Raw genomic sequence first — 19,978 nt, 5'->3', positions numbered from 1 at the left:
TCGACAGACCTTCAGCATCCGCCGCTGGAAGTGCAGTAAAATTTGATTGTGTACCGCGCGCCCGTAGCTCAGTTGGATAGAGTACCTGGCTACGAACCAGGCGGTCGGGAGTTCGAATCTCTCCGGGCGCACCACACACGATCAACACAACAAGTTTATGTAATTGGCGCCCGTAGCTCAGTTGGATAGAGTACCTGGCTACGAACCAGGCGGTCGGGAGTTCGAATCTCTCCGGGCGCACCATTACACCGAAACAGCAGGCCTCGGCCTGCTGTTTTTTTATGTGTGTTTTTTGGCAGGGCTGCGCCCTGCACCTGCAGAAGCCACTGCGCAAGCAACAGCAACAGCAACAGCAACAGCTGGCATTCCGTGGGATGGCGGGGCGGTATGGATAGGCAGGACACGCCGTAAACCCATCCATGGGGGCTCGATGGCGCCATCCATGGCGCCAACGGTCCTGCCTACCCATACCGCCCCGCCCCTGACAGATCACCGCGATCTGCAGTAGATCCACGCCATGCGTGGATGCTCTTCCTTCCTATTTCGAAATATTCGATTTCAACTCGGGGTCAGATCCGTTTTCCGCAGGAAAACGGATCTGACCCCATGCCATTCCGGCAGATCGCGAAAATCTGTCGAAGGCGGGGTGGGTCCGGTTGCGGGAGTGTCCGCGGCATGGATGCCGCGGCCAAGCCCCCATGGACGGGTTTACGGCGTCTCCCGCAACCGGACCCACCCCGCCTCCCCACAGAATGCCAGCTGTTGCTGTTGCTGTTGCTGTTGCTGTTGCTGTTGCTGTTGCTGTTGCTGTTGCTGCTGCTGCTGCTGTTGAGGTTGCCGGCCAGCGGCCGGCACTACTGCAGGTGCAGGGCGCAGCCCTGCCGAACCCTACCCCTCTGCCATCGCCTGCCACCATTGCGCCAGCAGTTCCGGCCGCCGCAGGCGCTCGCGCCACCAGCGCAGGGCCGCGCCATCTTCACCGGTGCGCCAGGCTAGCCAGAAGGTCTCTTCCGGCTTGTGCTCCTCGACCTCGCGGATCACCAGCTGGCCGCGCGCCACCGCCGCGCGCGCGCAGGGCTCGGGCAGGAAGCCGAATCCCAGCCCCTGGCACTGCAGCTTCAACTTGCTGGCCATGTCCGGCACGGTCAACGTCTCCTGGCCCATCAACAGCCCCACCGTTCGTGGCAGCAGCCGCCGCGCCGAGTCGGACACGGCGATCGCGCAATACGGCGCCAACTGCTCGCGGCCCAGCACACCCGGTACGGACGCCAGCGGATGCCCGGGCGCCACCGCAAACACAAAATCAACGCTGCCCAGCGGCTCGACCACGTAGCCCCCGCCACTGGGACCCTCACCGGGAGCCGCGACCAACAGGTCGGCGCGCCGGTCCAGCAGCGCTTCCCAGGTACCGGACAGTGCTTCGCCAAACAGGCGCAGCCGAGTGGGCGCCGCCACCTCGCGGAACGCGGCGATATCCGGCCCCAGCAGCCAGGTCGGAAACACCGAATCCACCGCCAGGGTCAATTCCGCCTCCCAGCCCGAGGCCACCCGCCGCACCCGCAGCTCGAGCTCCCGGGCCGCACGCAGCAGGTGCCTGCCCTCCTCCAGCAGCGCGCGCCCGGCCTCGGTCGGCTCTGCCCGCGGGCCGATCCGGTCGAACAGCTGCACCCCCAGATCCTCTTCCAGCTTGGCCACGGTGTAGGAAATGGTCGAAGGCACCTTGTGCAGGGCCTTGCCGGCGCCGGCAAAGGAGCCTCGGCGGTCGATCGCGTCCAGGATCTGCAGGGCATCGAGGCTGAGCTTGAGCATTCGAAATTTTCGATGATGGCTGTCAAAACTATCCGTTTTTCAAACCCAAGGTGCAAGCGGATACTTCTCTTCAACGGGGAAACACAGCGGCTACCCGCCCACCCCGCCCCATCGAAACCATCGAAACCATCGAACAAGGAGATTCCATCATGCTGCAGATCCGCAAGAGCGCTACCCGTGGCCTGGCCGAGCATGGCTGGCTGTCCTCGCGCCATACCTTCTCGTTCGCCAGCTACTACGACCCCCGCTATGTGAGCTTCGGCCCGCTGCGGGTCATCAACGAAGACAAGGTGATCGGCGGCCAGGGTTTCGGCACCCACAGCCACAGCAACATGGAGATCGTCTCCTACGTGCTGGGCGGCGCGCTGGAACACAAGGACTCGATGGGCACCGGTTCGGTGCTGCGCTACGGCGACGTGCAGCGCATGAGCGCAGGCAGCGGCGTCAGCCACAGCGAGTTCAATCATTCGGCCAGCGATCCGGTGCATTTCCTGCAGATCTGGATCTTCCCGGAGGCCGAGAACATCGCGCCGTCGTATGAGGAGACCCACTTCACGCCGGAGAGCAAGCGCGGCCAGCTGCGCCTGATCGCCTCGCCGGATGGCGCCGATGGTTCGCTGCACATCCATCAGGATGCGCGCATCTTCGCCACCATCCTCGATGGCGAGCAGAAGCTGCACCACGCCCTGGCTGCCGGCCGCGGCGCGTATGTGCAGGTGGCGCGTGGCCAGCTGCAGGTCAACGGCATCACCCTGGAAGCGGGTGACGCACTGCAGGTCAGCGACGAGGCACAGCTGACCCTGGAAAACGGCAACGACGCCGAAGTGCTGGTGTTCGACCTGAAGCTGTAACCAGCATGCCCGCGATGCCATCCGGCATCGCGGGCATGTCCTGTTGCAACGCGATCAGAACTTGTACGTCACTGCCAGCCGCACGTTGCGCGGCTCGCCCCAGGTGTAGGTGCTGTACCAGCTGAAGATCGTGTAATAGCGCTTGTCCAGCAGGTTGTTGACGTTGACCGTGGCCGACAGGCGATCGTTGAACTGGTACCGGGCCATGGCATCCAGCAGCCAGTACGGCTGGGTGCGATGAACCACCGACGTGCCACTGGCCGGGTTGGTGATGTCGCCGAACGTGGAGTCCTGCCAGCGCGCACCGCCACCGACAGTCAGGCCCTGCCAGTCGCCGCGCAGGCGGTAGCTGGTGTGCAGGCTGAACTGGTTTTCCGGCTCCAGCGTGGTCACCTTGCTGCCGGCCTGGCGGGCGATCTTGTGCGCAAAGCCACCCTGCACCTGCCAGCCCTCGGCCAACTGCCCGGACATCTCCAGTTCGTAGCCCTTGGTGCGTACGCCCATCAGTGCGCGATAGGCGTCTTCTCCGTTGGGCGTTTTGCCGCCTGTAGGCTGGGCGAAATTGTCCTGGTCGAGCTGGAACAGTGCCGCGCTGGCATTGAAGCGGCCGTCGAGGAACTCCGCCTTCAGGCCCATTTCATAGCTGCGGCCTTCCAGCGGATCCAGTGCCTTGCCCTGTTCATCGCGTTCGCTGTGCGGCTTGAAGATGGTGCTGTAGCTGGCATACACCGAATAGTGCTGGCCAAGGTCGTAGACCACGCCGGCATAAGGCACGAACACGCCGGTCTCGCGCGTCTGCGGCGAACGGTAGCTGGCCAGGCGGCTGCCGACGATCACCTTCAACGGGTCGGCCACGTCGAAGCGACCGACCACGTACAGGCCGTTCTCGCGGGTCACCTCATTGTTGCCATAACCGCGCTGCCATTCCGGTTCCGGGATGTCACCCTTCCAGCTGTTGTAGTCGGCAACGGCGGTCGGGTACCCGGGCTGCGGCGAATAGCCGGTGTTGGTCCAGCGCTTGCGCGAGGCACTGCCGCCGACCACCAGTTCATGCTGGCGACCGAACAGGCCGAAATTGCCGCTCAGATAGAAGTCGGCCGCGTTGCTGACCGTCTTGCCGACGTACTTGCCCAGCCACAACGAGACGCCTTCGCCGGTGACCGGATCGGGATTGCCACCGGCCGCACCGGCCAGTGCCGCATCGTAGCCGTTGACCTGATGGTTGAGCTGCAGCTTGGCTACCCAGTCGTTGTCGAACGTATGTTCCAGCGTGGCAAAGCCGGTGCGCACGTACTGGCGCCAACCGCTCCAGTGGGTGCCGTTGTTGAACGAGCGCGGCATGTCGTTGAAATTGCCCTGGCTGTCCAGCAGCGGAATACCGCCCCAGGTCGAGCCCTTGGGATCGCTCTCCAGCACGTCGCCACCGACTGTCAGCAGCGTGCGTTCGCCCAGATCGGCTTCCAGCACGGCATAGCCGACCTTGCTGGTGCGCTGGTAGAAATCCAGATTGGAATGCTTGTCCTGCCAGGCACCTACCGCGCGCCCGCGCACGCGGCCATCGGCGGTCAACGGTCCGCCGACATCGACTTCGGCACGGTAGTCGTCCCAGCGGCCGACGCCCAGCGTCGCACTGCCAGCAAATTCCTTGCCCGGCTTCTTGCGCACCAGGTTGATGGTCGCGCCGGGGTCGCCCATGCCGGTCAGCAGGCCGGTGGCGCCCTTGAGCACTTCGATGCGGTCGTAGATCGCGGTATCGCTGAGCGTATTGCCGGCCGAGTACGCCGAGTCGCGTGACATCGGAATGCCGTCGTACTGGAAGTTCTGCACGGCAAAACCACGTGCGTAGTACTCGGTGCGCTCACTGTCGTAGGTGACGATGCTGATGCCCGGGGTCACCCGCATCACGTCATCGATGCCATCCAGACCGAAGTCGTCCATCTGCGCACGGGTGATCACGCTGATGGTCTGCGGGGTCTGCCGCGGGGTCAGCACCAGGCGGGTGGCGGTGGCGATGGTACCCGGCGTGTACGCGCCGCTGCCCTCGGTGATGGTGCCCAGCTGGTTGGCGGTGACCTGTACGGTCTGCAGCGTCTGCGAGGGCGTCTTGCCCTCTTCTTCAGCCGGCGCCGATTGCGCCGAGGCGGCGCCTGCAGTGGCCAGTGTGGTCAGCAGAAGACCATTGGCAAGGGCCTTCGCCAATGGGCGGCGACGCAGGGACAGCACGGAAAAACGAACAGGCACAGACGACACGACGGGACCTCCACGAAGGGGTGGGATCCTCTGGCGGCGGCTCGAGGGGAAGGGGGGAATGCGGCCAAGGGCCGCCGGCGCAGGAGTTTACTCTCCTCCGCCCCCGCTGTCGTGGGGTGGCGCCAGTGCCTGACCAGGGACTTCTGCCTGGCGCTAGTCAGCCGTCGACGGCAGCCACGGCCTCCAGGATCAGTGCTGCCACTTCGGAGGGATGCGAGGCCAGCGAGGCATGGCTTGCCTCCAGCTGCAGCAGGCGCTTGGGCTGCATGCGTTCGGCCATGGCCTTCTGGTTCTGTGGCGCGATCATCCGGTCCTGGCTGGAAAGCTGGTACCAGCTCGGCTTGTGCTTCCACGCGGGATCGCTGATCGCATCGCCGAAGGTACTGGCCAGCGGCGCCTTCTGGGTCACCGCCATCACCCAGCCTTCGTCGGCACTGAGGTCCTGGCAGAAGCTCTCATGGAACTTGTCGGCACGCAGCCACAGATAGCCATCGCTGTCCGGGGCGAGGTTCGGTGCTGCTTCGGGCAGGTGTTGCTGGGTGATGCCACCGGGGCTCTCACCACTGTCCGGCGCGAATGCGGCGATGTAGACCAGCGCCTGCACATTCGGCTGGTTGCCGGCTTCGGTGATCACCGCGCCTCCGTAGGAGTGCCCGACCAGTACGACCGGGCCATCGATCTGGCGGATCATCCTGCGCGTCCGCTCGGCGTCGTTGACCAGCGAGGTCAGCGGCAGTTCGACCGCCTTCACCTGGTCGTGGCCCTTGCGGTGCAGCTCCAGGATGACCTTGCCCCAGTGTGCGGCCCCGCCCCAGAACCCATGGACGAGGAGGATGGTCGGTGTGGTGCTCATGCGCTGATCTCCGGCGGCGGCCGGGCGGAATGCCGACCGTCGGGCTACTCTCCACTGATGGCGTTAATCAACGGTGACGCATCCGGACCACTGCATTCGTATGCGTCGCCCGATGTCATCCATGGCACTTGCCGATGGCTTCTGAAAACGTTTTCATGAAGAGGATCTTCTGGAGCCTTCCTCGCGCATGACGCCCTCTTCTCCCCGCGCCCAGCAGCACGCGACCCGCGCTGCGTTCTTCATTCCTGGCTTTGCCACCGCTGCCTGGGCACCGATGGTGCCCTTCGCCAAGGCCAAGGCCGGGTTGTCCGACGCCAGCCTGGGCGGGCTGCTGCTGTGCCTTGGCCTCGGCTCGCTGCTGGCGATGCCACTGGCCGGTGCGTTGACCGCGCGCCTGGGCTCGCGCCGGTTGATGATCGCGACCACGGCCTTGATCCTGCTCGCCCTGCCACTGCTGACGCTCGCCCCCACGCCGCTGGCACTGGGAGCAACGCTATTCGTGTTCGGCGCGGGTGTGGGGGCGATGGACTGCACGATGAACATGCAGGCGGTGGCCGTCGAGCGCGATGCAGGGCGGCCGATGATGTCCGGCTTCCACGCGTTCTACAGCATCGGCGGCTTCATCGGCGCCGGCTGCATGACCGGTCTGCTGGTTCTCGGCACGCCCCTGTGGCTGGCGTCATTGGTTGCCGTGGCGGCGATGCTGCTGGTGGCCCTGTTGTCGGCACCGCACTGGCGCCCGCAGCGCATTCTGCATGACGGCCCGATGCTGGCCCTGCCGCACGGCGTGGTGCTGTTCATCAGCGTGCTCGCCTTCGTGGTGTTCCTGGCCGAGGGTTCGATGCTGGACTGGAGCGCGGTGTTCCTGGCCGAAATACGCCACGTGCCGCGCGACCAGGCCGGCGCCGGTTTTGCCGTGTTCACGCTGGCGATGACGGCGATGCGCCTGTTCGGCGATGGCATCGTCGAGCGCCTTGGCCGCACCCGTACCATCGTCATCGGCGGCATCACCGCTGCGGCCGGTTTCGCGCTGGCCACGCTGGTGCCCTCCTTCGCCATGGCGCTGGTCGGCTACGTGCTGGTGGGCCTGGGCTGCGCCAACATCGTGCCCGCCCTGTTCTCGATGGCGGGCCAGCAGCGCGCGATGCCGGAGAGCATTGCGATCACCGCAGTCACCACGCTGGGCTATGCCGGCATTCTTGCAGGCCCCGCAGCGATCGGCGCGCTCGCCCATGCCACCAGCCTGGGCTTTGCCTTCCTGTGCGTGGCAGCGATGCTGCTGGGTGTAGCGGCATCTGCACGTTCGCTGGCCCGCCGCCTGCCCTGAAGCTCAGCCGCGTGCTGGGGTTTTTGCGGGTGTGTCGACGCCATGCACCAGCCATTCGGCCTGGGCCGGCAACTGCGGTGCCGGACACGCGGCTTTCGGATGGTGCTCGTCGCGCGCCATCCAGTCATCGACCACCCCGGCCAGCAGGTCCAGCCGCAGCGGCAGGGTGATGTGATCTTCGCCGCGCATCTCGATGTAGTGCGCACGCGGATTGGCCTGCGCCAACGCGCGGCCTTGGCTGACCGGAATGTGCTGGTCGCCCTGCCCGTGCAGCAGCAGCACGCAGGCGCGGGTATCGGCCAGCGCGCGGGCAACATCCACCTTGTCCAGATCCACGTCGATGCGGCGGCTGGCGGCGGCCACCACCTGGTTGATGTCCTGGCTGCCGTAGCGCCAGCGTGCATACGAAGCGATGGCCTGTGCCTTCAACCCTTCCGGCTGCAGGGCCATCAGATGCGGAATCATGGTGCGGATCGCAACCCCGGCATTGGCGAACGATTCCATCGCCACCACGCCGGCGACCTGGTCGCCCAGCTTGTCGGCGGTGAACAATGCGGTGGCAGCGCCGTAGGAAACACCGAACAGGTACAGCGGGCCGGTCACTTCGCCGCGCGCGCGCAGTTCGGCGATGACATCCACAACATCGTCCGACTCGTAGGTGCCGTAGCCGGAGGGACCGGCGCCGGACTGGCCATGGTTGCGCAGGTCCAGGGTGATCACGCGGTAGCCCGACTCGGCCAGCTGCAGCGACCATGGCAGCATCGAATCACCGTTCATCATCCAGCCGTGCAGCAGCACCACAGTGCCGCGCGGCGCCTGCGCGCGGAACGGCTGCGGTACGGACAGGCTCAACCCGGTATCCAGCGGCAGGCCGTTCTGGTGCTGCTGCGGCAGGTAGTGGTAGCGCGCACCGTAGTCGCCCGCATCGAAAGCACGCCAGAAGATCGGCACGCCATCACGGCCCGGGGCGAAGCCATGCCGGTTCGGCAGCGCGGCCACAGCTGCGGCGATACGCGGTTGATCAAGCAGGGTCGAGACGCCACCGGGCGCGATCAGACGATCGCTGAGCGAGGTGGACGAGGCCGTCATCGAGGAAGAGCATGCAGCCAGCCACAGGCCGGCGCACGCCAGCAAAAGCAGCAGCAGGCGCTTCATGGGCAGTCAAGGGAAAAGTGCGACAGCGTGGCAGGTTAGCGGCCACGCCCGGCGCCATCTATCGCAGCTGGATGACGGGTTGATGACAGCGCAGGATCGATTCAGCTTGTCACAATGTCGCGACCGGCGAAAGCATTGATCCGGATCAATGAACGCCATCGCACGAATGGCCACAGTGCCGGCATGCGCACCCCGTTCAAGCTCGCCATTGCCCTGGCCGCCACCTTGGCCGCCGCTTACGGCATCGCCCGCAGTACACCGTACTGGTTCGCCCCACCGCAACAGGCCGAGGTCGACATCCACGACCCGGCCCTGATCGAGCAGGGCCGGTACCTGTCGCGTGCTGCCGACTGCGCCGCCTGCCATACCGCACCGGGCGGCAGGCCGTTCGCCGGTGGCCTTGGCATGCAGACCCCGATGGGCACGCTGTACTCGACCAACATCACACCGGACACGGAGACCGGCATCGGCGCATACGACTACGCCGATTTCGAGCGCGCGGTGCGGCGTGGCATCCGCCATGACGGCCAGCCGCTGTATCCGGCCATGCCCTACGCCTCGTACGTGATCGCCAGCGATGCCGAGATCAAGGCGCTGTATGCCTACTTCATGGGTGCGGTGCAGCCGGTCCGGCAGGACAACGCCGACAGCACGATTCCGTGGCCGGCAAACATGCGCTGGCCGCTTGCCTGGTGGCAGCTGCTGTTCGCACGCCCGCGCAGCTTCAGCCCTGATCCCACCCTGGATGCCGGCCAGCAGCGCGGCGCCGAACTGGTTGAAGGCCTGGCCCATTGCGGCGCGTGCCATACCCCGCGCGGGCTGGCCTTCCAGGAAAAGGCGATGGCCGACGATGGCAGCCGCCAGTTCCTGTCCGGCTCGGTGCTGGAAGGCTGGTACGCGAAGAACCTGCGCAATGAACAGACCGGCCTGGCCAGCTGGAGCGAAGCCGAAATCGTCGAGTTCCTGCGCACCGGCCGCACCGATCGCTCCGCGGCTTTTGGCGGCATGGCCGATGTGGTCGAGCACAGCACGCAGTACCTGTCCGACGCCGATCTGCTGGCGATGGCGCGGTACCTGAAGCAGCTGCCGGCCCGCGAAGGGCGCAGCGCGCAGTGGACGCCGGGCACCGACACCACTACCGCCGCACTGCGCGGCGGCGACTACCGGGTGGCCGGTTCGCTGGCCTACGCCGAACACTGCCAGGCCTGCCATCGCGCAGATGGCCGCGGCATGCCACGGGTCTACCCAGCCCTGGCGGGCAACTCCATCGTGTTCGCCGATGATCCCAGCTCGCTGGTGCAGGTAACCCTGACCGGCGGGCGCACGCCACATACCGCGCATGACCGCATGGCATTCACCATGCCGGGCTTCGAGCAGCTGCCCAATGCGCAGCTCGCCGACATCCTCACCTTCATCCGCAACAGCTGGGGCAACCAGGCCAGCGCGGTCACTGAACTGGACGTAGCGCGCATGCGCCGGGTGGTGCGTGACAAGCCGGCGCATGTGGTCCCGCAGGAGACGGCGCAATGAGGCGTTTGAAGAAGCGTTCGACAGTGTTGATCGCCAGCGCGGTCGTTGCGGTGCTGCTGGCCGGTGCTGGCACGCTGCTGTACCAGCACCTGTACCCGGACCTGGACGCGGAAGTCGCGAGGACTCTGGACATCCTCGACAGCCACGGCCAGGTGGTGGGCCAGTACCACGTGCCCAGTGCCGAGGAGATCGCCAGCCTCGGCAACGCCGACGCGGTGATGTTCGGCCGTCGCCTGCTCAACGAGACCGCACGCCTTCTGCCGGACAACGTCGGCAACGATCTGAACTGCAATTCGTGCCACATGGCCGAGGGCAAGCGACCGTTCGGCAACCACTACTTGAACACCGGAGGCGGCAGCTACCCGCGCTACATGCCGCGACCGGGCAGGGAAATCGGCCTGGCCGAGCGCATCAACGGTTGCCTGCAGCGTTCGATGAACGGCAAACCGCTGGCCAAGGACGCGCCGGAGATGCGTGCGATGCTGGAATACATGGCGTGGCTGAGCCGCCCGGTACCGGAGGGTGCGCGCGTGGCCGCGCCCAGCGAAGGGCCGATCGACAGCACGCTGACACCGGACCCGATACGTGGACAGGCGCTGTATGCCGCGCAGTGCGCCGCCTGCCACGGCGACAACGGCGAAGGCCGGCGCGACGCCAGCGGCGATATCGCGTTCCCGCCGTTGTGGGGCGAGCGCAGCTTCAACATCGGTGCCGGCATGGCGCGGCTGTACAAGGCCGCAGGCTTCGTCAAGCACAACATGCCGCCGGCAACGACCCGTGAACCGCCACTGGGCCAGCAGGTGATGCCCGACCAGGACGCGGTGGATATCGCCAGCTACTTCATCAACCAGCCGCGCCCGGACTTCGCCGGCAAGGCCAAGGACTGGCCGCGCGATCCGAAACCGAAGGACGCGCGCTACTGAGCAATGCCCCGGTCTTGCCGGCCGTCACACAACACACTCCCTGCATCTGCGCGTCACCGCCATGTCATCGGCGCTGCCGACACTCCCGGACTTTCCTCCCTTGAAGGTCCGGTTTCGATGCGAACGATTGCGCGCTTTCCCCGTATCTCGCTGCTTGCCCTGCTGATTGCTCCCGCACTGAATGCCCTGGCTGAAGCACCGCAGGGCGATGTGGCCGATACGCGAAGCGCCGACGCGCGGACCCTGGACCAGGTACAGGTGATCGGCCAGGCCACCAGTTATGCCAAGACCTCGGTGCGCCAGGAAACGTTGAACCGGCAGACCGTGTTGAGCAGCGTCAATGGCGCGCTCAACGAAGTGCCCGGCGTGGTCGTCAGCGAAGCCGATGCCACCGGCTCCTCGGTGTGGGGCACGCAGATCAGCATGCGCGGCTTTGTCACCAACCGCGACACCCAGCAGATCGGCACCACCATCGATGGCCTGCCCAATGGTGGTTCCGGTTATGGCGGCGGCTCGCTGGCCAACCGCTACATCGACACGCTCGACCTGGAAACGGTGGAAGTGAGCCAGGGTACGGCCGATATCTCCTCGCGCTCGAACGAAGCACTCGGTGGCACCCTGAACTTCCTCACCAGCGACCCGCTGCACGAACAGCGACTGCGCATGGTGGTGGGTGCCGGTGACAATGAAGCGCGCAAGTACTACGTGCGCTACGACACCGGCCTGCTTGCAGGACACACCCGCGCGTGGATCAGCGCATCGTCGGCGCGCGTGCATGACTGGATCGACGGCACCGGCCACACCAGCAACGACAACATCGCCGGCAAGTTCATCACCGAGCTGGACCGCTGGACCCTGACCGGCTACCTGTCCTACAACGATGCCGACGAGCCGGAGTACACCAGCGTTTCGCCGAAAGGGTTCGCCACCAACCCCGACCGCGACGGACTGGTCGGCACCCTGACCGGCATTCCGTATCTGGACCAGAACTACCGTTCCGGTTCGCGCGCACTGCGCGAGAACACGTTCGGCTACCTGCGCGCAGCCTTCGATGGCGGCAACGGTTTCAAGGCCTCGATGGCCGCCTACGGGCACCGCATGCAGGGTCGCGGTGACTGGCTGCCGCCGTACCTGGCCGACGTCAACGACGACGGTGCCGGTCGCCCGCAATCGGAGTACCTCGGCGGCAGGACGGTCTACGGTGGCAGCAACCGCGGCCAGATCTACTTCGTGAACCCCGACGGCAGTTCCGCCCAGCGCCTGGCCAGCTGCACGCCGCGACTCGGCTTCAGCGCCGAGTACGACCCCAACTGCTACGCCGGCAACGTGCAGGGCGCGCAGTCCTACCGCCATTCCCACTACGACAACGATCGCGTGGGCGTGACCGCCGACGTCGAATGGCGGCAGACCTTTGGTGCCATCGACAACACCGTACGCGGCGGGCTGTGGGTGGAGAAGCTGGACCGTTCCGTGCGCCGCGATTGGCACCGCCTGCTCAACGTCGGCCAGGACATCGCCTTCGACCACCAGCCCTACTGGGTGCAGTTCGAGGACAAGTACAAGGTCGATGAGCAGATGTACTACGTCGAGGACGTGGCCCGCTTCGGCCCGTTCAGCGCGCGCCTGGGCGTAAAGCAGTTCTTCGTCGACCAGTCCCGCCGCCGCGTGATCGGCGCCGCCGAGAATGTGAAGTCCGACTCGAAGTCCGATCCGCTGCTGTCCACCGGCTTCACCTGGGCCCCGGGCGTGGAGGGCTTGGAACTGTTCGCCGGCTACTCGCAGAACTTCGCCGCGATCCCATCCGGCGTGCTGGGTGAAACCGATCCCCAGCGCTTCCGCAACGTCGAACCGGAGACCGCCGACAACATCGAACTGGGCATGCGCATCAGCCGCTGGCCGCTGACCGCCTCGGTCACCCTGTACAACATCAAGTTCGACAACCGCATCGTCTACCTGCCGGCCGGCCTGGTCAGCGGCATCGACTACCTCGGCGAGACCGATGGCGTCTACGAGAACTTCGGCGGCGTGGAGAGCAACGGCCTGGAAGCGGCCTTCGGCTACGGCTGGGACAATGGCTGGCGCATCAATGCGGCCTACACCTACAACCGTTCCAAGTACCTGGGCAGCGGCAACGACGCGCGCGACACGCAGCTGGGCATCGTCGATGGCGCCAAGGTGATCGGCCAGCCGGAGCAGATCCTGGTGGTGTCGGCCGACTGGCAGGGTGAGAACTGGAACTTCGGCCTGTCCGGCCGCTACCTGGGCGAACGCTACCTGGATGCGGCCAACGTCAACAAGCTGCCCTCGGCCACCGTGTTCAGCGCCAACATCGGCTTCGACCTGCAGGGCCTGTCGCCGCGCCTGAAGGGCATGGGCGCCAACCTGGTGGTGAGCAACCTGACCGACAAGCGTTATCTTGCAGGGGTGGACGGCCGCGACAACGCCTTCATCGGCGCCCCGCGCACCGTCGGCATCTCCTTCCGCGTGGACCTGTGAGTGTGACCCTGTGACTGATACCGGCCGACGCCGACTGTTGCAGGCCGGCGTCGCCGCCGGCCTTTCGCCGCTGCTGCCCAGCATCGCCCGGGCAGCAGCGATCGCCCCTGCTTCGCGCACGCGCAGCCTGCAGGACCTGCAGCACATCGTGGTGTTCATGCAGGAGAACCGCTCGTTCGACCACTACTTCGGCACGTTGCCGGGCGTGCGTGGCTTCGGTGACCGTTTCGTTGCCCCGGCATCGCCGCTGCCCGGTGGCGACCGCCCGCGCAGCCTGTGGCTGCAGCCCGACGCCAGCGGACAACGCGCCATCGCCCCCTTCCCGTTGGATACCGCTGCGCACTTCGGCTACATGCGGGTGGAAGGCACGCCCCACACCTGGCCTGATGCACAGCAGGCGTGGGACCACGGGCGCATGGCGCACTGGCCCAAGGCCAAGCAGAACCATTCGATGGGCTACTTCCAGCGCAGCGACATGCCGTTCCAGTTCGCCCTGGCCGATGCGTTCACGCTGTGCGATGCCTACCACTGCGCGATGCAGGCCGGCACCAACCCGAACCGCGTGTTCCTGTGGACCGGCCACAACGACGCCCAGGGCCAGGCAGGCGGCCCGGTGATCGCCAATTCGCACGACAATTTCCCCGAGCTGGGCGGCCATCCGGACTCGTACCGCTGGGCCAGCTATGTCGAGCGGCTGCAGCAGGCCGGCGTGTCCTGGCAGATCTACCAGGACATGGCCGACAACTTCACCGACAACCCGCTTGCCGGGTTTGAGACCTTCCGCCAGGCGTACCGCGGCGCCCCGGGGCATGACCCGGAGCTGCGCGCGCGCGGCGTCAGTACCCGTGGCTTGGCGCAGCTGCGCGAGGACGCGATCAGCGGCCGCCTGCCGCAGGTCAGTTTCATCATTGCCGACGCAGCCGGCAGCGAGCACCCCGGTCCGTCCAGCCCCGCGCAGGGCGCCGCCTATACCGCGCGCCTGCTGGATGCACTGACCGCCGATCCAGAGGTGTGGAGCCGTACCGCCCTGCTGCTGATGTTCGATGAGAACGATGGCTTCTTCGACCATGTGCCGCCACCGGCACCGCCTTCCCCGCTTGGTGCCGGCTGGGCCGGTGCGTCGGCGGTCAGCACCGAGGGCGAATACCACCGCCACCCGGCACCAGGCGACGAGAAATACGATGCCGCCGAGCTGCTTGGGCGCCCCTATGGGCTTGGCCCGCGCGTACCGTTGTATGTGATTTCACCGTGGAGCCGCGGCGGCTGGGTCGACTCGCAGGTGTACGACCACACGTCGGTGTTGCGTCTGATCGAGCGCCGCTTCGGCGTCGCCGCGCCGGACATCTCGCCGTGGCGGCGTGCGGTCTGCGGTGATCTGAGCAACGCCTTCGACTTCGCCCAGCGCGACACCCGCCCCTTCGCCAAGGCGCTGCCCGATGTCACCGCTGTCGCCGCGCGCGCCGCCGCCCTGCCCGGCCGTACCGTGCCCGCGCTGCCCGATGGCCTGCATCCGGCCCGCCAGGAGCCAGGCGTACGTCCTGCACGGGCACTACCCTATCGGCCGCAGGTACAGGCCACATCGGTGGATGGCGCTGGTCTTACCCTGCAGCTGGCCAGCGATGGCGCCGCGGCCGTGCTGCATGTCTACGACCGCCTGCGCCTGGACGCCGTTCCGCGCCGTTACACCGTGGTACCGGGTGCCCCGCTGCAGGATCGCTGGCCGCTGGATGCGCAGGGTCGTTACGATCTCTGGCTGCTGGGACCGAGTGGATTCCATCGCCATTATCGCGGCGATGGCACGCTCGCGCCGCTGCACGCGCACGTGGAGCGCGCGGACGGCCAGATGCGCCTGACACTGCGCAATCCATCGCCTTCAGCGCGGAAGGTCCAGGTGCAGGCCGGCGCCTACGCCGGCCACATGCCCACCCGCGAACTGCAGCTGGTGGCCGGCGCGGAAACCGTACTGGCCTGGGATCCCGCACCAACCGCAGGCTGGTACGACCTGATCGTGCGCTCGCAGGGCGTCGAGCAACGCCTCGCCGGACGTGCCGAAGACGGCCGGCCTGGCACCAGCGACCCTGCCATGGGCAGCGAACCGCTGCGCTTCGATCACGGCTGAAAGTGATTCTGTGGAGCCGGGCGCGTGCTCGGCTCCACAGGGTGGGACATCCCGCTCAGGCCTCCTGCAACCCCGGCCGGCCATGCTCCACGGCATAGCGCTTCCAGCTCTGCAGCGCGCCGTTCGGCTGCATGACCGTATCGAGCGTCTTCATGTCACCGATCCAGGCATCACGGGTGACGTCGCACAGCACATAACCACGCTTGTCCGTCGTCGCCTTCAGGTGCGGACTGTGCCGCAACTGGTTCTCTGCATAGGCATCCACGCCCTGCCCGTCCGCGCCCGACGTGATCGAAGTGGCCAGGAACTCACTGGAAATCACCCCGGAATCGGCATTGTCCTGCACCAGGTCGCTGGCATAGTGGCGGTGCGCATCGCCACAGGCGGTTACCACGTTGCCGAAGCCCACCTTCTGGATGTGATCGAGCAGGCGGCGACGGCTGGACAGATAACCGGACCACTGGTCGTCGGAGGCCTGCACCACGCCGTCCTTCTCGCGCAGGTAGTTGCCCAGCGAAACCTGGTGGGCGATGGTGTGCCAGCGCGGCGCGGCGTCGGCCAGGCCGTCGAACAGCCATTGCTCCTGCCTTGCGCCAACAATGCTGCGTTCGGGAGATTCCACCTGCCCGCGCTGCGCGATGTCCACCTGCTTGCTGCGGTACTGGCGGGTATCGAGCAGGTGCAGGTCCAGCAGCGTGCCATAGCGCGCGCGCCGGTACATCTGCATATGGCCGTCGCGCGGGAACGACGAAGCACGCAGCGGCATGTTCTCGTAGTACGCCTGGAATGCCTGTGCGCGGCGCAGCAGGAACAATTCACTGGGCGTGCCGTCCTGGTCCTCGGCGCCGGCCCAGTTGTTGTCCACTTCATGGTCATCGAACGTGACGAACCACGGCGACGCGGCGTGCGCGGCCTGCAGGTCCGTATCGGTCCTGTACTGCGCGTAGCGCCGGCGATAGTCGTCGAGCGTGTAGGTCTGCGGGCCAACATGGTTGCGCAGGTTGGTGAACGGCTGGCCGTTCATCCTGCGCACGCCAGGCTGGCTTTCGCCCTCGTAGATGTAATCGCCGTAATGGAACACGAAGTCGAGCGGCTCCTCGGCAATGTGCCGCCATGCACTGTAGTGCCCCTCCTCGTAGTGCTGGCAACCGGCCACCGCGAAGCGCACGCGGTCGACCCGTGCGTTGGCCGCAGGCAGGGTGCGGGTGCGGCCAATCGCACTGGCATGGCCTCCCACGGTGAAGCGGTACCAGTACGGCCGCCCCGGCAGCAGGCCGTCCAGTTCCACGTGCAGCGCATGGCCAAGCTCGGGGTGGGCCAGCGCGGTGCCCTGCCGCACCACGGTGCGCATGCTCTCGTCGGCGGCCAGCTGCCATGCCACCGCCATCGGCCGGGTTGGCATGCCGCCACCGAACACCAGTGGCTCGGTGGCCAGCCGCGTCCACAGCACCACGCCGTCGGCCGACGGATCACCCGACGCCACGCCGAGAGTGAACGGCGTACTGGCAAAGCGCGGCGATGCGAGCAGGTTGCGCGGATTCAGCGCTGCCACATCGTTCTGCGCGGCCAGCGCGCGGGCCGTTCCCGCCCACGCACCCAATGCGGAAAGTCCGGACAGGGCAAGGAAACGCCTGCGATTGATCGTATCCAAGACGGTCGCCTTCAGTTGTAGATGATGTGGAAGTAGAAGAAGCGGCCGTAGTCATCGATCTCGGTGCGGAAGCGCCCGTTCGGACCGGTGCTGTAGGTCGGCTGGGTGTTGAACAGGTTCTTGGCCTCGTACTTCAGCGTCACGTGCTTGCTGACCTTGTGGCTGAAGGCCAGGTTGAAGGTCATGTACGGGTCGTAGTACGAATCCAGCCACTGGGTATCGCCGAAGTCGACCAGCATCCGGCTGCGGTAGGTGCCGGATACGCGCAGCTGCGAGCTCTTCCATGGCATGCGCCAGATCACCGAGCCGTTCACCGACCAGTCCGGCTGGTACAGCAGGCGGTCCAGGCGGCGCTCGCTGCCGTCGCTGATGCGGTAGTTGGTCTGCCCGTCCAGGCGGGTGGCATTGAGGTACATGTCGAAGCGGTGGCGGCCCCACTGCAGGTTGCGGTTGGCTACCGCGAACTCGACACCGCGCAGCGTCGACTCATCGGTGTTCATCGGCTGGGTGATCCGGTAGCGGATGTCGCCGACGTTCTCGAACGTGGTCAGGGTATAGATGTCGTCCTTGATGACCTTGTCGAACAACGCCACCGAGACCAGGCCGTTGTTGCCGTTGAAGTACAGGTCCCAGGCAAGATCGAGGTTGGTCGAGCGGCGCGGCTGCAGCGAGGCATTGCCCTGCTTGATGGTGCAGAAGCCTCCGCCCAGCTCGTCGTCGCCGCAGCTGGTGCTGGTGGCCTGGGCGATGTTGCTGGGCGTCGGCCGGCCCAGCGTGCGGCTGGCGGAGAACCTCAGGCGCTGGTCTTCGCTCAGCTTGAAGGTGGCGTTCAGCGACGGCAGCAGGTTGTTGTAGCCGCCACTGCTCTTGCGGAATGCCGATGTGTAGGTGGTGCCACCATCCTCACTGAACGGGCTGAACGCATCGAAGGTGGTGTGGTCGTAGCGCAGGCCGCCGATCAGCAGCAGCCGGTCCCAGGCGTAATGCGCCGACACGTAGGCGTTGGCAATGTCTTCCACGTACTTGTAATCGCTGGTGAAGTCGGCATTCGGGTACGCCGCATCGTTATTGCCCAGCTTCGGGTACAGCGCGTCATGCCACTTGCGGTTGTCGATCAACGGGAAACCGGGAACGCTGCCAAGCAGGGTCGAACCCGGGTACAGATAGTCATTCAAGGTCGCGCTGGTCTTGTAGTAATCGAAATCGATGTCCTGCCAGATCTTCAGGTGGCGATACTCGGCACCGGCAGCCAGACCGAAACCGCGTGCATCGGCATCGATGTTGTAGCTGAAGTCGGCGCGCAGGTTGTCGATGCTTTCCTTGGCGTCGCGCGGCGAGATATAGGCCTGCGCCGGATTGAGCTTGAACGCCGAGCTGGTCAGCAGGCTGGAATCGGAAACACCCACGGCGTTCGGAAAACCATGGCTGTCGTTGGCATAGTCAACGAACAGGTTGCTCGGGTAGGCGCGCACGCCCCAGTAGACCTGGTTGTTGTGGAAGGTCTCTTCGGTGTGGCCGGCACGCAGGGTCAGCCGCGAGAGGTCACCGATATCCCAGTTGAAACTGGCGATCGCACCGCGGTTGCTGCGGTCCCAGCGGTCGTGGCGGTTCTTGATGTAGATGCTGTTGATCTGGGTGGTGCCGCCGTCCTCGCTCTGGTTGCGTACCGGGAACTTGGCGTTGCCATACAGATCGGTCTTGTTCATCGTCGAGTTCTCGTAGAACCGGTACGAGTACAGCAGCAGCGAGGCATAGAACGGGTCGTCCGATGGCTTCCATTCCAGCTTGGCCGAGCCACCGAAGTTGGTGATGTAGTTGGTGTAGGTGCCGGTGCTGAAGTTGCCCGGCGCGCGCAGGCCGTTCCAGCCTTTCGCCTCTTCGGGGCCGGTGGTTCCATCGGTGAGGTACTTGCCGGCATCGTTGTAGTAGTAGTTCGATTCCACCCAGCGCTTGACGCTGTTGCGCGAGCGCTGTTCGTAGCGCGCGACCGCGACGATGCCGAACTGATCATCGCCGCCGAACTGATTGGAGAACACCGCTTTGGCGCTCTTGCCGAAGTGACCCAGGGTCTTGTGGTCGCCCCCCGCGCTGCGCCCCACATTGGTCTCGGCCGTGGAATGGATGCCGGCCACGTCGGCGAACACGTACTTGCCGGAGCGGTCAAAGGCGCTGCGGCTGATGATGTCGATCACACCACCGATGGCATCCGGTGCCTGCTCGGCGCTGAAGCTCTTGTAGATGTCGGTGCGGGTGCCGATGTCGCTGGGAATCAGCTGCAGGTTGTTCATGCGCTCGCCGGAGCCACTGCCGCCCACGCTTGCGATCGCGATGCCGTCGATGGTCGTGTAGTTGAGATTGGCCTGCACGCCGCGCACGGTCACGTAACGCGGCTCGCCCGCATCTTCCACCGCACTCAGGCCGGGCGCGGCCATCAGGCTCTCGGCCAGCGTCTCATCGCCATAGCTGTCCATCTCGTCGTAGATCACCGAATCCTTGATCACCGGCGAGGTCTTCTTCTGGTCGATGACCTCATGGGCGGCGATCACCTTGACCGTGCCCAGGGTCGGGGCCACCACCGCTTCCGGTGGGCGCGATGCCGGTGCGGCCTGCCGGCTTTCCCGCGAGACCGGTGCCGCGTCGATGGCGATCACGTTGCCGTCCACCACCGTGTAGCGCAGGCCGGTGCCGGCCAGAAGCGTGTCCAGCGCCTGCTTGACGGTGGCTCCTCGCGGTACCGCGCCCGCCATGGGTGCAGCACCCGCGCCGGCATACAGGAACTGCACGCCCGAACTGCGTGACAGCTGCTCCAATGCCTGGCTCAGCGGCTGCGCGGCGATCGCTGCGGTGACCCGGGTCTCAAGCCCATTGGCCGACGCCGCCTGTGCATGCGCACCCAGACAGGGAGACAAGGCCAGTACCACCGACAGATAGAGCTTCTTGCGCATCACGGTTCCTTGGAGGAGAGAGGACTGCTGGTACCGCGTCGGCATGCGACGGCGGCTTCTCCCAAGTAA

The 19,978-nt window shown here is 66.0% G+C and carries 12 protein-coding genes and 2 tRNA genes; 8 read left to right on the top strand and 6 right to left on the bottom strand.

Annotated elements, in window-relative coordinates; genetic code table 11:
• Positions 1-57 precede the first annotated feature (57 nt).
• Together CLM74_RS08515 and CLM74_RS08510 are read left to right on the top strand one after the other, a co-directional pair.
• Positions 58-134: transfer RNA gene (locus CLM74_RS08515), tRNA-Arg, on the top strand.
• A gap of 32 nt (positions 135-166) precedes the next feature.
• Positions 167-243: transfer RNA gene (locus CLM74_RS08510), tRNA-Arg, on the top strand.
• A 645-nt stretch (positions 244-888) separates the two neighbouring features.
• On the opposite strand, the gene CLM74_RS08505 is transcribed toward CLM74_RS08510, so the two are convergent.
• The gene (locus CLM74_RS08505; RefSeq protein ID WP_025878941.1) at positions 889-1,809 is read right to left on the bottom strand and encodes a LysR family transcriptional regulator; all 921 of its coding nucleotides are present in this window, start codon (positions 1,807-1,809) and stop codon (positions 889-891) included.
• 149 nt (positions 1,810-1,958) lie between these two features.
• On the opposite strand from CLM74_RS08505, the gene CLM74_RS08500 reads away from it, so the two are divergent.
• A complete protein-coding gene (locus CLM74_RS08500; RefSeq protein ID WP_025878940.1) occupies positions 1,959-2,660 on the top strand; it encodes a pirin family protein in 702 nt (233 codons plus the stop codon).
• Between the two features lie 54 nt (positions 2,661-2,714).
• Here CLM74_RS08500 and CLM74_RS08495 read toward each other — a convergent pair whose 3' ends face one another.
• Both CLM74_RS08495 and CLM74_RS08490 read right to left on the bottom strand, forming a co-directional pair.
• Positions 2,715-4,910 (bottom strand): TonB-dependent siderophore receptor, encoded by a 2,196-nt coding sequence (locus tag CLM74_RS08495; protein WP_099842264.1) that lies wholly within the window; start codon positions 4,908-4,910, stop codon positions 2,715-2,717.
• A 157-nt stretch (positions 4,911-5,067) separates the two neighbouring features.
• Positions 5,068-5,763, bottom strand: a complete 696-nt coding sequence (locus CLM74_RS08490) for an alpha/beta hydrolase (RefSeq protein ID WP_033830819.1) — start codon at positions 5,761-5,763, stop codon at positions 5,068-5,070.
• Between the two features lie 187 nt (positions 5,764-5,950).
• Between CLM74_RS08490 and CLM74_RS08485 the strand changes: the two genes are divergently transcribed.
• Complete coding sequence (locus CLM74_RS08485; RefSeq protein ID WP_032976527.1) at positions 5,951-7,090, top strand: MFS transporter; 1,140 nt, start codon at positions 5,951-5,953, stop codon at positions 7,088-7,090.
• Positions 7,091-7,093: 3 nt separating this feature from the next.
• Here CLM74_RS08485 and CLM74_RS08480 read toward each other — a convergent pair whose 3' ends face one another.
• Positions 7,094-8,245 carry an alpha/beta fold hydrolase gene (locus tag CLM74_RS08480; RefSeq protein ID WP_105163846.1) on the bottom strand — a complete coding sequence of 384 codons (1,152 nt, stop codon included), beginning with the start codon at positions 8,243-8,245 and terminating at the stop codon, positions 7,094-7,096.
• Positions 8,246-8,428: 183 nt separating this feature from the next.
• On the opposite strand from CLM74_RS08480, the gene CLM74_RS08475 reads away from it, so the two are divergent.
• The 4 genes from CLM74_RS08475 (at position 8,429) to CLM74_RS08460 (ending at position 15,313) form a co-directional block, all read left to right on the top strand.
• On the top strand, positions 8,429-9,775 hold the full coding sequence (locus CLM74_RS08475) for a cytochrome c (protein WP_032976535.1): 1,347 nt from the start codon (positions 8,429-8,431) through the stop codon (positions 9,773-9,775).
• Positions 9,772-10,698, top strand: a complete 927-nt coding sequence (locus CLM74_RS08470) for a c-type cytochrome (protein ID WP_105163845.1) — start codon at positions 9,772-9,774, stop codon at positions 10,696-10,698. Before CLM74_RS08475 ends, CLM74_RS08470 begins: the two co-directional genes overlap by 4 nt.
• Before the next feature lie 117 nt (positions 10,699-10,815).
• A complete protein-coding gene (locus CLM74_RS08465) occupies positions 10,816-13,194 on the top strand; it encodes a TonB-dependent receptor (protein WP_105163844.1) in 2,379 nt (792 codons plus the stop codon).
• A 10-nt stretch (positions 13,195-13,204) separates the two neighbouring features.
• Complete coding sequence (locus CLM74_RS08460) at positions 13,205-15,313, top strand: phospholipase C, phosphocholine-specific (RefSeq protein ID WP_105163843.1); 2,109 nt, start codon at positions 13,205-13,207, stop codon at positions 15,311-15,313.
• 55 nt (positions 15,314-15,368) lie between these two features.
• Here CLM74_RS08460 and CLM74_RS08455 read toward each other — a convergent pair whose 3' ends face one another.
• Together CLM74_RS08455 and CLM74_RS08450 are read right to left on the bottom strand one after the other, a co-directional pair.
• Positions 15,369-16,964, bottom strand: coding sequence for an alkaline phosphatase D family protein (locus tag CLM74_RS08455; RefSeq protein ID WP_105163842.1), 1,596 nt, complete (start codon positions 16,962-16,964; stop codon positions 15,369-15,371).
• 11 nt (positions 16,965-16,975) lie between these two features.
• A complete protein-coding gene (locus CLM74_RS08450) occupies positions 16,976-19,909 on the bottom strand; it encodes a TonB-dependent receptor (protein WP_105163841.1) in 2,934 nt (977 codons plus the stop codon).
• Positions 19,910-19,978 lie beyond the last annotated feature (69 nt).

This window comes from Stenotrophomonas sp. MYb57, assembly GCF_002966815.1.
Lineage (GTDB): Bacteria > Pseudomonadota > Gammaproteobacteria > Xanthomonadales > Xanthomonadaceae > Stenotrophomonas > Stenotrophomonas indicatrix.
This window is presented reverse-complemented; position numbering and strand designations above follow the sequence as displayed.